This window comes from Ruegeria sp. C2 (genome assembly GCF_056537765.1).
Genome location: NZ_JBQFRZ010000009.1, coordinates 61,551 through 75,278 on the forward strand (window position 1 = coordinate 61,551; position 13,728 = coordinate 75,278).

A 13,728-nucleotide genomic window follows, 5' to 3' on the forward strand; every position below is an offset into this window, starting at 1 on the left:
TCATTCGCAATCGTTTCATCTAGCAAAACGTCATTTCAGTTTTACTAGAGCTGATGTTGGAATTGGTCAAGGATTCTTTTGCCCCGTAGGATTCACACTCCCGTTTCCTGAGCATCAGAGCCTGGAAAATCTCGCAATTCGCGCATTGGTGCAGCATTCATCTGGGTTCGATCTTGCACATATGGCGTCTGAAGCGATCTTCGTCTGACCCGAAGTTAACTGCCACCGATTGAAGCATTTGGTGGAACGTGCGGACCGCAAACTCTCACTCGCTTTGCGTTGATCCGCGAATTTGAGTGGCAGCTTCTTGACAGTATGCGCCAATTGATCCTGACGACAGAATTGGTCAATTTGGGCTCAGCCCCGACCTCGGATGCGACGCAGCATCCCGTGATATGGAGGCATCGTCAACGTCAGGTTGTCGTTGTGGGAGGGCATGGCGGATCGGAGGATCAGTCATGGAAACACCAAACTTACCGGCCATTCGTGCGCTTCGCCCGGCTTGGAACAAAGGGCGCATCGTTGGGCAAAAACGGCCACTGAAACCAAAACACGTCTGGGCAATCCGTGTTCGACTTGAACTCGCCGAGAACCATCGGGACCTGGCGCTGTTCAATATGGCAATCGACAGCAAACTGCGTGGCTGCGATCTCGTGAAGATGAAAGTCGTCGACGTGATGGCGTCCGGCCAGATCAAGGAACGAGCTTCGGTGTTGCAAAGCAAAACGCAGAAGCCGGTTCGTTTTGAAATCTCCGAAGGCACACGCGCCTCGGTTGAAAAGTGGATGGAAGATGAGCTCATGGTCGGCTCGGAGTACCTATGGCCGGGTCGTTTCCATGAACGCTTGCACATCTCGACACGCCAGTACGCCCGGATCGTCCGGGATTGGGTCACGTCGATCGGTCTGGAGGCCAGTGCATACGGAACGCATTCGATGCGGAGGACAAAAGTCACACAGATCTACAAGAAGACCGGCAACCTGCGGGCGGTCCAGCTGCTACTTGGGCACACCAAGATGGACAGCACCGTCCGGTATCTCGGTGTTGAGCTGGAAGATGCGCTTGCGATCGCAGAGGCCATTGAAATCTAACAACTTGGGCCGTCTTCGCGGACGGCCCAAACAAGACCTTGGCGAAATCTGCGGCGAACAGCGACGAGGAGCCCAGAGCGACGGTCTTCTTGCGGAGCAGGCAAGGACATCGCTTTAAAGTTTCAACTGACACGGCGTATTAGAAAATTCAGAAAAAACTGCCCGTCAATCCTGCGCGGCTCGTAGACAAGCCTTCTTCCTGGCGAAAGTCCTTCGGGCAGTTTGACGCTTATATTGACCTTATAGGGTGTCGCCTGCCCGAAATGCGAACTCAATGTGAAGCGCAATTTCAACTGACCGGAGTCATCGAATTTGCCAGTGAAGTCCCTAAACCAAGGCCCTTCGGCCGCAAAGCCTTGGGCAGATAGCAAGGTCAGCTTGTCTCCATTGCGATTGATGCGCAAGGCTGCAAGTGGCTCGATTTTTCCGGGGAAATAGGCCTTGTCGGGCCGACTGGTTGTTTGCCAATAATCATCGTCCCATCTGCGTCTGATTAAGACAATGTAGTCACCATCAAAAGTCGCGAAAGACGGCGCGACCAACTGATTACAGACTCTTCCTTGCTCTCCTCGAAGTGCGGCAAGAGTTTCACTGGTCTCGAGGCTCTCAGGCGTCAGTCCAAGATTCTCTCTAGCGCTGATATACCGAGAGAAAGCAGATCTCGTGCGTGGGCCCGCAACACCGTCCGCTGTGCCAGCGCTGCAGCCAACGCGATTTAGCTCAGTTTGTATATCACGGATCAGGCTGCGCGTCTCTGTATCATCCTTCGCGCTTTGAGGCGATGTCGGCACAAGAGCTGCTACTTTGTCTCGCGCAGTACTACTGTTGCCCGGCACTTCGTCCTTCTGGTGCTCAGCAAGCAAGTCGTCCCGCAACGAAAGGGCGAGCGCGACTGCAAAATGATCCCTTTCGCCTTCGTATCGCTCCAGAAACATCTCGATCGCATCAAGCCTTCCGAGCGAACGCGCAAGTTCAAAGTCCGCATAAATCTGGTCTTCGACACGCTCAATTTCTTCCTCTGGCGTCGAGCCTGCAGCCGCATCTGGAACAAGAAAAATGTCTCTGGCGGGAAGCGAGCCATAAGTAAATGGCTCCTGATAGCCTTCTGTCAGAGTGTAAACCCTGTCGCGGACTCGCCGAAACAACTTGCCAATCTCAAGTCCGGGTTCCTCGATGTGGTTGAGCAGAGCCTGAGCATAGGGGCTGTTGCGGCCATCGCCGTCAAGCGCCAGCGTTCCGCTCCTTGCAGCATATCCAACCAACACACCTCCCGGATCGATACGTGCAAGTCCGCGTCCAATTGAGCGGGTGCTGTTTGTGCGCTCCATAGTCGCGAGGAATGGATTGTTGCGGCAGGCGTCAACCAACACGATCTTCAAGCCGGGTGCGCCCGCGATGGAGCTAATCAATGTGTTGAGGCGGATTGCCTCGAGTTCGATGTCACGGTCGCTCCGCAGTTCCGCACTGACAGGGATCAGGAAGTTCGTGTTGTCCAACTCGATGCCGTGGCCGGCGAAGTATACGATGACCGACTCGGCGTTTTTTGCCTTTTCTCCAAAGTCACGTATGGCAAGGCGCATGTCGCGGTAATCCAGATCAAGACCTGTTGTGACCTCAAACCCGATCCTGCGCAATGCCTCTGCAATGTCGATCGCATCATTCGACGGGTTTTTGAGATTGCTGACATGTTGGTAGTTCGCATTGCCAATTACCAAGGCAACTTTGTCCGCCAGCACCATCGCAGGCAGAAAACAAAACACAACTGAGAACAGGATACGCTTCATGTGAAATATCGCCGTTAACGCGTCTACCATATGAACGTTTCCACACTTTCGGAATTCAATCAATATGACCGGCGTGGACAAGCTCTAGCTCGGCTTAGGCCGCATAGCGGAGTTCGGGATTGACACGACGAAGGTTCGTTTCCCGCCCATTGCGCCAGTTTCGGCATGGACCATTCATATGAAGTACGAACTCGGAGCCGCCTTGCGGCGGGACAGAAAGATGCTCGCTTGGGAAGCTATCTAAACGTCAGCTTCCGCATTTCCTGCGAGCATGCGTAGCGACTGCAGCGAACTTCCACTTCCCGCGCTTCGTGCCGTACTTCAGCCCCCTACCCGTCCCGATCTAGCTTTAACCAATATCGCGTGTACCGGAGTTCACCCGTTCGGATCAAAGCGCCCTTCTCTACCAGGTTCTGGAGATCCCGCGTTGCTGTGGCGCGCGATGTTCCCGTGATCGAGATATAGTTCTCAGCGCTCAATCCCCCTGTGAACCCATCCGGCCCAGCCTTGAACAAACGGGCGATTACCTTGCTTTGGCGAGTGTTGAACTGATCACGGTACCGATCATAGAAGTGCGTCTTGGAAATAAAGAAACCAACCCGCTCAAGCGTCACCTGCTGTGCTGTAAGGACAGTTTCGGCAAACCAGACGAGCCACGGTGTGACTTCCAGCGTCTTTTGATGGCGTTCGAGTTGGTCGTAGTAAGCCTTCCGCTCTCGCTCGATCGTGAAAGCAAGGGCAATCAGACTTGGCTGACCGATATTCTGGGCCAAGGACTTTTCAGCCAGCGCCCTACCCAACCGGCCATTGCCGTCCTCAAAGGGATGAATGCTCTCGAAATACAGATGGCTCAAACCGGCCCGGATCAGTGCGCGCAATGGTTCGGGACCATCCGGTGCGGTCCGGTTGAACCAGGCTACGAACTGGTCCATTTCAGCCGGAACCTGATGTGAAGGTGGAGCTTCGAAATGCACCGTTGGGCGGTCGAGCCTGCCTGAGACGATTTGCATCGCATCCTCATGGCTCCGGTATGATCCAATCGTTTCCAGATGCCTGTCATGGGACAGAAGCATGTCATGCCACCGAAACAGGGTGTCGTGTGACAGTGGTTCCGAATAGTTGGAATAAACATCCACCATCATTTCAGAAACGCCCTGCTCGCGCGGTTTGGATGGATAGCTGTCGGGAGCCAGTCCAAGATGTCGGCGCAAGGAAGATTGCACGCTGAGACGATCCAGCATCTCACCTTCGATCGCGCTGGTCTTCATTGCTTCTTCGCTTAGCAGGTCGATACGCAATTGATCTCGATCCGATGTGTTCACATGATGAACCGCTCCAAGAACTTCCCCTGAGGACAACAGGAACTGTTGCTCGTATGGTTCGAGTCTTGCGGCGTCGTAACGAAAGGTAGGCCAGTCAGGGTTCTGCCAGTTCCACATCGTGAGGTATAAGCTTCCTTTCTATAACTCACTATTTATGGTTGCGTGATTTATAGAGGTCAATCCTATAGCTCACCTTTTTCAGACCCTTCGATCCAGTCATCACTTGGAGGTGTAATCTGAAAACGGTAAATTTCATCCTGTTTCCCCAAATTTACGTAGCATTGGATGTCCGCGAGAGCATTGCCTTTGGAGACAATTCGCCCTTTTCGATCTTGGCCAGCAACGAAATCAGGTAAGCCCCTGGAGATTGTATGTTCTCAGCACGTTGAAAGATGTATCCGAGAACAATGAAGCGAATAGCTGGGCCAAAAGTTGATTTCATTGCATACCAGGTTTGGCCAAGCCGTAGATACTCGGCGATATCATCCATAAGCCGATCACAGTGGTGCTGATCTTTTGCAAAGCGTAGTTCTGAGCATAGCCGTGGAAAACTGCGCTCCATTTGGTCTGGAGAAACCTGAATCTGAGAAAGCTTTTCTTTCTTAACTTCCGGATTCAAAGAGTCCTCTTTGTGCCCCTCAATTTCACTGTCACTGGCCCTCAAATTTTCTGTATCAGTCTGTGTTATCTCGGAGATTTCCACAGAGATTTCTGCCAACAGCTCGCTGAGTACATTCGCATCTGGTTTGCGACGCAGAGCATTGCGTACGGTGGTCACCAAATCAGAGATCGCGGTGTCATTTGCTACGAGTTCCTTAAGGCGCGCCAGAGCGGCGGAAACTTTGTCACGGAGTACAGTGAACTCGAGAACGCGATCAGCATGCCTCTGGGCTTCCTGAATGAACTCAGCGTGCCGTTCAGACAAAGGCATCAAGGAGAGCCCAGTTGCGGTGACCACCCTGCCCTGGCGATCCCGGCGCGCCCATCGCTTACCGTTTGCGCTCATGACGCGGCGGATAAGTCCAAGGTCCACCAGCGTCGAGATATGACGCTCAACTGTCTGCACGCTGACATGAGTTCGTTTGGCTATCGCCGCGTTGGACGCGAAACAGATGTGATGATCATCCTGGTCCGCAGCAATCTGATCACCGCCCATAAAGGAAACCATCGCTCTCAGGACATTGAGAGTTGTGGATTTTAACCCAAGAGGTTCTCTGGCCTCTTCAACGGCGCGAAGAAGTATCCATTTTTTGGGCGTACTGTTCCCCTGCCCTGCCGTTCCCGACAAGGTCGCTCCAATTGGAGCCAATGCTGTTAGTGTTTTCATGATTATCTATCGGCAGACAAAAATTACCCGTTCGCTCAAGAGCGTTTTTTCTTGTGTGGCGATTCGGGTGCTGCTAGATTCTAGGTGTCTAATCTAAGAATTGCGCTTTGCGCAGCAGCCCTCGAAGCTCCGGTTTCGGGGGTTTTGTTTGTTTGCCTTCCTCCTTTCTGCTCGTCCTCAGTTCTTTTTCTTGGCGTTTACAGCTGTAAACTCAGCGTGTGAGCGCTTAATGATTTCAGCCATGTTTTCGTCCAACCAGCTAGCGAAGCCAGCGTTAGCTCCGGTCCTTTTGACCGAAACAGTTAGTGATCCGTTGGTAGATTTGATTGTAACGCCTTCGATTGGGTTGAGTTCGGCTGCACCTTCTCTTTGTCTTGCACCGCGTTTGGCAGCTGCTTTTAGGAGCATTTCCAGCCGATCATCTGACGACATCGATGGCTCAATGGTTGCAAGAAGATTTGCAGCTTCATCTTCCGCTAGCTTGCCTGCAACGAAGTGCTCTGCAAGCACGGTCCATTTTGGGCGGCCTGATTTTGGGGCTGCGCCGATCATGTCACCAATCTTTGCAGGAACATGTTGCGTAATTTTTGTCAGGTGAGACAGCCCTGATTTCGAAACGTTCAATACTTGCCGCACCGTTGCCGTGTCATGCCCGGAAGTCAGGATCGCCTCGGCGAAACGTGCTTTCTCGTAGAAGGAAAGATTGCGCCTCGCAGCATTCTCAAGCCCTTTGGCGAGAAGCGCTGAAGCATCGTCGATATCCTGAACATTGGCGCGGACTTTAATACCAAGTTCACGACAGGCTTTGAGCCTCCTCCGTCCATAAATTGCCTCGTATCGACCGTCGGATTTCGATCTTCTGACAAGAATGGGAACTTGTTGGCCACCGTCTTGTATACTCGACATCAAGCTTTCAAAACTATCGTCTTCTTCGTCAATGTTTACAGCTGTAAACTCACCGAGCCTATCGGCAGGCCCCCAGTCGTCGATCAGAGCAGGGTCAATTTCCCTGATTGCGGCAAGAGAGCCCTGAAGCGCACCAAGAGCAGGGGCATTGGGTTTTGGAGTTTTATCGATGGCCTTGGGGCCAGAGCGCGCGATGGTGTTTGCGATCCCCGACATCTCCTGAAGCGACTTTCTAGCCATTAGCTGCGTCCCCATGCTTGATGGATCATTTGCTCTACCTCAGAGCCGATCGCATCCATTGAGTTCTTTGCCCGATCATAAGTTGCGCGTGTCATTTCTGACCGCACGACTTCGTAAATTGATTGTTTGAGCATTGTGGCGTCACTGACCGCGGTGCTTTTGAGGGCTGTGGCTGACATAACGCGATCCTGAAACAGTGCCCGCATGAACGAAGCCAGTTGTTGAGACGGTACGTCTGTTGGCTCGTCACGCGTTATCAGGAATTTGAAGTTGTCGTATTCGAGCGTAGCGCCGGCATCTTCAATGACTGCCATGTAAGCACCAGCGAGTTCGAGAAATTGAGCCGTCGAAGACACGTCCAGCATCGAAGGTGTAAGTGGCACAAGCAATGAACTGGCGGCCGCCATCCCAGCAATTGTCAAGAATCCTAGCTGAGGTGGGCTATCAATCAGAACAAGGTCAAAATCTCCTTCCACCTGGGCCAGGGCATTCCGTATTCTTGTAAAGAACGGATGGTCTGGGTTGGAGTGAACGGCAGATTCTGTCTCAAATTCGGAAAGAACAAGCCGTGACGGAGCCACAGAGAGACCGGGGAAGTACGTCGGAAGCACGACGTCCGCCATATCTACCGGATCTTCATATCGAATAGCATCGTAAATCGTCAGCCCGTCAAACTCTATTTCGGGGCTTATGCCGCACATGGATGTAAGAGAGCCTTGAGGATCCAGATCAACAGCCAGCACACGGTAACCGCGAAGCGCAAAATAGTGAGCCAAGTGAATTGTTGTGGTGCTCTTACTGCTGCCGCCTTTGAAGTTCATCAACTGCCAGACTTGGAGCTTTTCTCCTTCAGTCCGGCGAGGGACATAGCGCCCTTTTTTGCGTGAGGTTTTCTCAAGCGTTTCGCGAGCCTCCCAAAGTTCTTGGGCAGTATAGTAACGCCTACCGCTGCGTACGTCATTCGGTTCAGGAATCGTTCCCTCTGCGTGGACTTTGCGCATGAATTGACCTGAGACTCCTAAGAGTTCAGCAGCTTCTGGCGCTGCAAAATTTCGCAGTGATTTGGTGTTGTCGGGGGCAAATGCAGCAAGTAGATGTTCCCGGATAGCCGAGTTTAATCTCTCAGATATTTCCGTGGCGAGTGCCGATGGTCTTTCTGCCGCAAGTGGTGTCACGGGAATCATGTAGTTGCCTCAAATTAAAGAATGTGGTCATTTTTGCGCCACTTGAGATAAACAGCCGTGATTCATAGCACTAAGTCAAGGATTTTCGCCTATATTGTAGGTTTTCCAACGCGGAGGACTACATACGCTTTGCATCAGAGCAGGGTGGTTTACAGTTGTAAACTCGGTTGAGCGGGATCATGGGTTCTTTCAGTCGATGAAGTTCTAACGTAGGCATGCGAAGGCATTCCTGTAAAACTCCTCCCTATGCTCCGCTTTGAGTAGAACGCCTCTAGCATGGAGTTGGAGTGAAGGCCGAACGGCTTTTGGCGCAAATTGCGCAATTGGGAAGGGCAGGGAGCTAGTTGAGCTGATTGGTCAAATTCTCTCACCAACAATTTCGTTATCGAGTTTTCTGCGATACCAACTTCGTAACAATACTTCTGCGCCAGTACGGGAGTACGATGCGGTGAGAATGGCATGGCGATCTGGGTCAGATACACCGAGCTCAGCCCGTGCGCAGAGGAAAACACGCGAACATTCCGGCTAGAGTCAGCCGCTCGCCAATTGCCCAAGAAATGGCATACCGTGAGGGCGGGGTTTCGGGAATTGTGCGCCTGTAAGTTGCGACGGAACACGGAACTGTCCTCGATCCAGTGCAGCTGTGCTTGCGCGGCGCGGCTTTTGACGCAAGTCTCTACCGTCATTGGATTCATATGGGATCACAGACATGATCCGTGTGTTCACGTCCCATTAGCGTCCATAAAACCAGCTTGCTCGAATTAGTGATTTTGGGCTCCTCAATCGTTGAACAGACGGTCTCGTTGGCATATATTGCCAAAAAGGAGGCTTACGCCATGGTAACCCGCAATGTTGTACTTACAGAATCGCAGGATCAACTGGTGCAGAATCTGGTTGCGTCCGGTCGATATCAGAACGCCAGTGAAGCGTTGCGCGCCGGCCTTCGGCTTTTGGAGCGGGAAGAAGCGGGGCTGGAGTCTCTCAAACAAGGCTTGCAGGAGGGTGTAGCGCAGGCTCAGGCCGGAGATTTGGCAGAAGGCAGGGGTTCGGATGCGATCCGTCGTGCCTTTGCAAGGGCACGAGCCAAGGCGTGACCAGACCCTTTCGACTGACACGCCGCGCTGAATCCAGCCTGGTGGAAATTGCCCGATGGACCATCGACAAGTTTGGATCGCATCAAGCCGATCTTTATGAACAAGAACTAATAGCGCGCTGTCAGGCCATCACAGAGGGCAGGGTGGCCAGCCGAAGTTGTTCTATATTGGTCGAAGAGGCGGCGGATCTCAGATATGTGCGCGCAGGAGAGCATTTCCTGGTTTATCTGGATCAGCCGGACGCGGTGATCATTGTTGATATCCTGCATTCCCGTTGCGATCTGCCGCGACATGTTTCCGCGCTGGCCACGTTAACAGATGCGACAGGAAACAAGACATAGGCACAGCAGCCGGAGTTTCCCTCAAGCGGGGATTATTAAATAGTCAGTAACTACTCACCCCAGTAGATCAGTCGCCGGGTTATCCGCGATGTCCACATCGTCGTAGTATTTCTGCGCCTGGGCCATGGAGCGATGCAGGGAGAGGCGCATCGCGGCCTGGATCGGGGCGCCGTCCAGCGCGGCCTGGGTCAGGAAGCCCGAGCGCAGCCCATGGGGGGAAGCGAACCCGTCCGGCAGGCCCGCCAGTTTCGCCCGACGCTTGACGATCTGCGCGATGGCATCCGGGCTGAGGCGGCGGGTTAACACCCGATCGGCTTTTGAAACAGGCCGGAACAAGGGGCCGTCCTGAATCTCACCCACCTCGATCCAATGGGCCAGCGCTTGGGCTGCGCGGCCTTTCAACACCAGCCGCGGCGTTTCACCTTTGGTTGTCGTCTTGGTCTCCAGCAGTGAAATCCAAACCAGGCTTTTCTCGTCGAACTCCTTCAGCGAGACGTCTTCAAACATCAACCCGGTGATCTCCGAGCGCCGTCTACCACCCGAAGCCCAACCCAGCATCAAGATGGCGCGGTCGCGGCAATCCCGCCGGGACCCCCGACAAGTGGACAGCAACTGCTCGAGCACATCGCGGGTAATCGGTTGCTGCGATTTTGGGGCAGGGGGCCGGGCGGCGGCGCGGCGCGCCTTGGCACGGGCCTGCTTCACCTGCGGCGCATCAAAAGGGCTGGTCAGGTTCTTCATTCGATGAAAGGCCAGCCAGGAGGCGATGCGCCGGTCCAGCGTAGAAGGGGCCGGGCAGGCGAGGGACTTGCGTAGCCCTTGCGCGATCAACATCTCGGCACTCTGACGCGCGACATCCTCGGGCGCGGCATCTCCCAGATCGCGGGCGTGATCGAGAATGAAGGCCAGCGCTGTGGCCTCGCTCTCGGGCCAGTCCAACGGCACTCCGAACCGTGCTGCCTTCCAGGCCGTTACATAGAGCAAATCGCGCTCATAGGCCCTGAGCGTGTTGGCGGGTGTGCCGCGGACATAGAGATCGGTCAGGGCGTCCTGGTCAGACTGCGACAGGGCAGGGGAGGGGGCGGGGAGATAGGGCTCAGGGGTGCTCATACGGCCCACTCTGCGCCCATTTTCCCGCAAAATCAATTATACTTGATAAGGGATACTTATCGTGTTTATTTGATGAAAGCTGAAACTGGAAATGTTGTGAGCAAAAAGATATGGAATTGCACATTAAGCGGATGGAGCCGTGCAAAGCATCATTTTTTCGATGAGTTGCGCGCGGCTGGATTTGTCAGTACTTTTTCAATGTTTCGAAAACTGCATTGCGAGTTGCGTCGTCGTTTTGAAAAATCCTGTCGGCGAGAAACTCAGACGGAAACTCGGGCCAAGTTTTGCGCATCTCGTTTACGAGGCGTTGTGCCTCTCCCGAATTTCCCAACTGATCCTGTGCAACAGCTTGGAATAATAGGGAAGGAGCGCTGACAGGATCACCAGCGGCTGGTGCGCCCTGAAAGGCATCGACAACATTTTCGTAGTTCCCGAGCATAAGTTGCGACACGCCCCAAATGTTTCTTGCGCCAAAGCGGCCAGATCCTGATCTGGGTCTTTCTGGATTGCTAACTTCGGCGGCGAGTGCAGGGGCATTGGCCATGATAGCAGTGATGCCTGTAAGGTCGAGAATATGGCCATCCTTTGGCGCCAGTTCGACTGACATTCTTGCGTATTTCAATGCCTCGTTTGGCTGGTCTTTGACAGCCAGCACCCAACCATTTACGCTGTTTGCCCACGCGTCGGTTGGAGATAACTCAAGTGCTTTTCCAGACATTTCTGAGGCTTGATTGAAGAGATAATCCCTTTGTGCTTCATCCGGTGACAACACCGCCAGGATCGCAAGGACCTGCGCTGATCCAGCATAGCCGTCGGACAGAGCCGGGTCGAGTTCCATCGCGTGCTGGAACATTCCCAGCGCTATTTGCTGACGCTTGACATCAAAAACGGGGAAAAGCATGCCGCGGGCTTGATCCGCAAGATTGGCTGCCTGGAGTCTTGTCAACGATTGTTCGCCAAGCGCCACACGTTCTGCTTGTTCGATGGATCGAGTTGTTGGCACAACCTCCCTGTTATCCTGGCTCATCCAGATTCCAAGCACAGCGACTAATGCAAGAACACCCAGTCCGGCTGGCAGCAGTTTCAGCGAACGCCGCCACCCATCAGGCTCATCGCTGTCACAAGTACCTGACGCGCGGTTTTCGATTGTAGGTTCGTATGAAAACCGAGGCTTGTATCCGCCGGGGTCGACAAAAATGCGAACACCTTCACCGTCCCAGTGATCTTCGTAAAACGCGTGTAGCAGTCGACGCAGCCGCCTGGCTTCGACGCGAACGAGGTTTTGACTGCCAGTGCCATCAATGCGACGCTCATAGACCTCCACAGCGATAGCTTTACCTCGGATCTGATCGCTTCGACCCGATAAAGATTCCTCTACTATATAGGTTAGAAATTGCTTCAGGCGGGGCGAGGCTTGAAACCCTTCACTTGATACAATTTGATTCAGAGCTTCCCGGATGAGCTCCGGAGAAGGCTGTCCAACATGTTGATTTATTGGCAATTCGTTGGATTTGTTCAATGTCAACTCACCCCCAACTCACGGTGACTCACTTGGCCTTTGCGGTCAACCGCACTCATCTTGATTTGAGAATAGATAGTGGGTGTCGGGATTTTTCCAGTGACGGTGGACCTGATTGAAGAAATTCCAGAACTTTCCGATGTGCTGTCGAGGCACATTGAAACGGACGCGCTTCTCGGCGAGGTCATCGAAGACCTGAAGAAAGCATCTGCGTTTTCGAAAGACGCATCGATCACGGCCTCAGAGCGCGCCGAATGGGCCCACATCAAATCTGAACTCATCAACGAGCTTCGCCGGATATTGAAGCGCAAACTGTGAGATACTTTTAACTGAGGACCGATCCATGACCAAGGAAGACAATAGAAAAGACCAGGACGACAAACAGGCTCAGGCGTCAGACCAAATTGAAGACCCGTCGCGGCGGAGTGTTCTAAAGGGCTTGGCTACTGGAGCGGCTGCGACAGGGGCAGCTGGGTTTGCGGCAGGAAGCGCCGAGGCCCACGAAGGAGACGGCCCTCTAGGAGAAACACTCAAAAACCCATATGGTGGTCGACCCGCAGGCGGCATATCTTTGCCGGAGTACTTCCGTCCTACGAAGTACATGACTGGTTCAAACGCGAACTATTTTCCACTGAGTGAGGAGTTGGGGCCAGATGAGATGCGCATCTCATTCTGTGGTTCAACACCCTATCCGCCGCGCGAAGATCAGGCGGGCACCTGTATTATGGTCGAGCTGGGTAACGGAAAAAGGTTCTTCTTCGATTTTGGATCCGGTTGTGTGCGCAATATCATTGCCATGCAAGTGCCGGGGCAGCTGATCAACGACATCTTCATCTCTCACCTTCATGTCGACCACTACGCCGATATTCCCTATATATACCCATTCCGTGCCTGGTCGGGTGGTTACACGCCACTACGCATCCATGGTCCCTCTGGTCGGACACCCGAACTTGGCACAGCTGGAATGGTTAAAGGCATGCAACAGATGCTCAAATGGCATTTGGAGGCCTTTGATGTTTTCCCGATTGGGGACGGCTACGAGATCGAAGTCAATGAATTCGATTTCCGCCAGGAAGGTGGCATCGTTTATGACGAAGACGGCGTGACTGTTCGGTCTTGGCCGCGCAGTCATGCAAAGGACGGCGCAGTTGGGTATCGGCTCGATTGGAACGGTCTGAGCTTTGTATGGACCGGCGATGGTCGCCCGGATGAGCTTTCACGGAAATACGGCGAAGGTGTGGATGTTTTTGTAACCGAAATGTCGGGACAGGATATTGGTCAGTTGATGACCTACAAATACGGCATTCCACAGGATCTGTTCAACTACACCATCGATACACATCACACCTCCCACTATGCTGTGGGCAAGCTCTTTGCTGATACAAGGCCGCGTCTGGGAATGGTGACACACTACACTCAGGACGAGGATATCGACGCTGAAATGCTGGCGGGCATTCGCGCTCACTACGACGGACTATTCCAATGGGGGCTTGATGTGGCTGTCGTCAACGTTACCAAAGATGCGATCTGGTACCGGAAGGCGGCGTTGCCCGGAAAATCTGGAACTGTTCCGCCATTCCGCGAACTGGCCGCGGCAGCAGAGGCCGGGCGCATTGAGCTTCCAGACGAAGTTACCTTGCCGAACCCAAGGCTCACCCGCGCAGATCAACAAGATCAGAAGTACCGGGATATGGAGATCGATCCGCGCGAATACTACCCGTCAGATGTCTTTCGTGCGCCTGGTGGGGAATGGCCCCAAAACTTCACGATCAAGGTGTCCGATGTAATCGGTCCGCGAGACGAGGACTAG

12 protein-coding genes are annotated in these 13,728 nt (G+C 53.5%); 5 read left to right on the forward strand and 7 right to left on the reverse strand.

Features of this window, described 5'->3' with window-relative positions:
* Nucleotides 1-458: 458 nt before the first annotated feature.
* On the forward strand, nucleotides 459-1,091 hold the full coding sequence (locus tag ACR0IV_RS19095; protein ID WP_093037018.1) for a tyrosine-type recombinase/integrase: 633 nt from the start codon (nucleotides 459-461) through the stop codon (nucleotides 1,089-1,091).
* Between the two features lie 122 nt (nucleotides 1,092-1,213).
* On the opposite strand, the gene ACR0IV_RS19100 is transcribed toward ACR0IV_RS19095, so the two are convergent.
* From ACR0IV_RS19100 to repA, 5 genes are all read right to left on the reverse strand, one after another.
* The gene (locus ACR0IV_RS19100) at nucleotides 1,214-2,875 is read right to left on the reverse strand and encodes a caspase family protein (RefSeq protein WP_170417841.1); all 1,662 of its coding nucleotides are present in this window, start codon (nucleotides 2,873-2,875) and stop codon (nucleotides 1,214-1,216) included.
* A 329-nt stretch (nucleotides 2,876-3,204) separates the two neighbouring features.
* Nucleotides 3,205-4,314: a Fic family protein gene (locus tag ACR0IV_RS19105; protein WP_170417844.1), complete on the reverse strand. Its 1,110-nt coding sequence runs from the start codon at nucleotides 4,312-4,314 to the stop codon at nucleotides 3,205-3,207.
* A 154-nt stretch (nucleotides 4,315-4,468) separates the two neighbouring features.
* Nucleotides 4,469-5,524, reverse strand: coding sequence for a helix-turn-helix domain-containing protein (locus ACR0IV_RS19110; RefSeq protein WP_170417847.1), 1,056 nt, complete (start codon nucleotides 5,522-5,524; stop codon nucleotides 4,469-4,471).
* A gap of 177 nt (nucleotides 5,525-5,701) precedes the next feature.
* Nucleotides 5,702-6,670: a plasmid partitioning protein RepB gene (gene repB, locus ACR0IV_RS19115; protein ID WP_170417850.1), complete on the reverse strand. Its 969-nt coding sequence runs from the start codon at nucleotides 6,668-6,670 to the stop codon at nucleotides 5,702-5,704.
* Nucleotides 6,670-7,854 carry a plasmid partitioning protein RepA gene (gene repA, locus ACR0IV_RS19120; protein WP_170417853.1) on the reverse strand — a complete coding sequence of 395 codons (1,185 nt, stop codon included), beginning with the start codon at nucleotides 7,852-7,854 and terminating at the stop codon, nucleotides 6,670-6,672. The genes repB and repA overlap by 1 nt, the downstream gene beginning before the upstream one ends.
* Before the next feature lie 836 nt (nucleotides 7,855-8,690).
* On the opposite strand from repA, the gene ACR0IV_RS19125 reads away from it, so the two are divergent.
* Together ACR0IV_RS19125 and ACR0IV_RS19130 are read left to right on the forward strand one after the other, a co-directional pair.
* Nucleotides 8,691-8,948, forward strand: a complete 258-nt coding sequence (locus ACR0IV_RS19125; RefSeq protein WP_170417856.1) for a type II toxin-antitoxin system ParD family antitoxin — start codon at nucleotides 8,691-8,693, stop codon at nucleotides 8,946-8,948.
* Nucleotides 8,945-9,289 carry a type II toxin-antitoxin system RelE/ParE family toxin gene (locus tag ACR0IV_RS19130; RefSeq protein WP_170417859.1) on the forward strand — a complete coding sequence of 115 codons (345 nt, stop codon included), beginning with the start codon at nucleotides 8,945-8,947 and terminating at the stop codon, nucleotides 9,287-9,289. Before ACR0IV_RS19125 ends, ACR0IV_RS19130 begins: the two co-directional genes overlap by 4 nt.
* 54 nt (nucleotides 9,290-9,343) lie before the next feature.
* Here ACR0IV_RS19130 and ACR0IV_RS19135 read toward each other — a convergent pair whose 3' ends face one another.
* Entirely contained in the window at nucleotides 9,344-10,399 is a 1,056-nt protein-coding gene (locus ACR0IV_RS19135; RefSeq protein ID WP_170417862.1) for a tyrosine-type recombinase/integrase, read from the reverse strand.
* 184 nt (nucleotides 10,400-10,583) lie between these two features.
* Complete coding sequence (locus ACR0IV_RS19140) at nucleotides 10,584-11,918, reverse strand: tetratricopeptide repeat protein (RefSeq protein ID WP_170624856.1); 1,335 nt, start codon at nucleotides 11,916-11,918, stop codon at nucleotides 10,584-10,586.
* 99 nt (nucleotides 11,919-12,017) lie between these two features.
* Between ACR0IV_RS19140 and ACR0IV_RS19145 the strand changes: the two genes are divergently transcribed.
* Entirely contained in the window at nucleotides 12,018-12,236 is a 219-nt protein-coding gene (locus tag ACR0IV_RS19145; protein WP_170624857.1) for a hypothetical protein, read from the forward strand.
* 25 nt (nucleotides 12,237-12,261) lie between these two features.
* Nucleotides 12,262-13,728, forward strand: a complete 1,467-nt coding sequence (gntH, locus tag ACR0IV_RS19150; RefSeq protein ID WP_480588556.1) for a guanitoxin biosynthesis MBL fold metallo-hydrolase GntH — start codon at nucleotides 12,262-12,264, stop codon at nucleotides 13,726-13,728.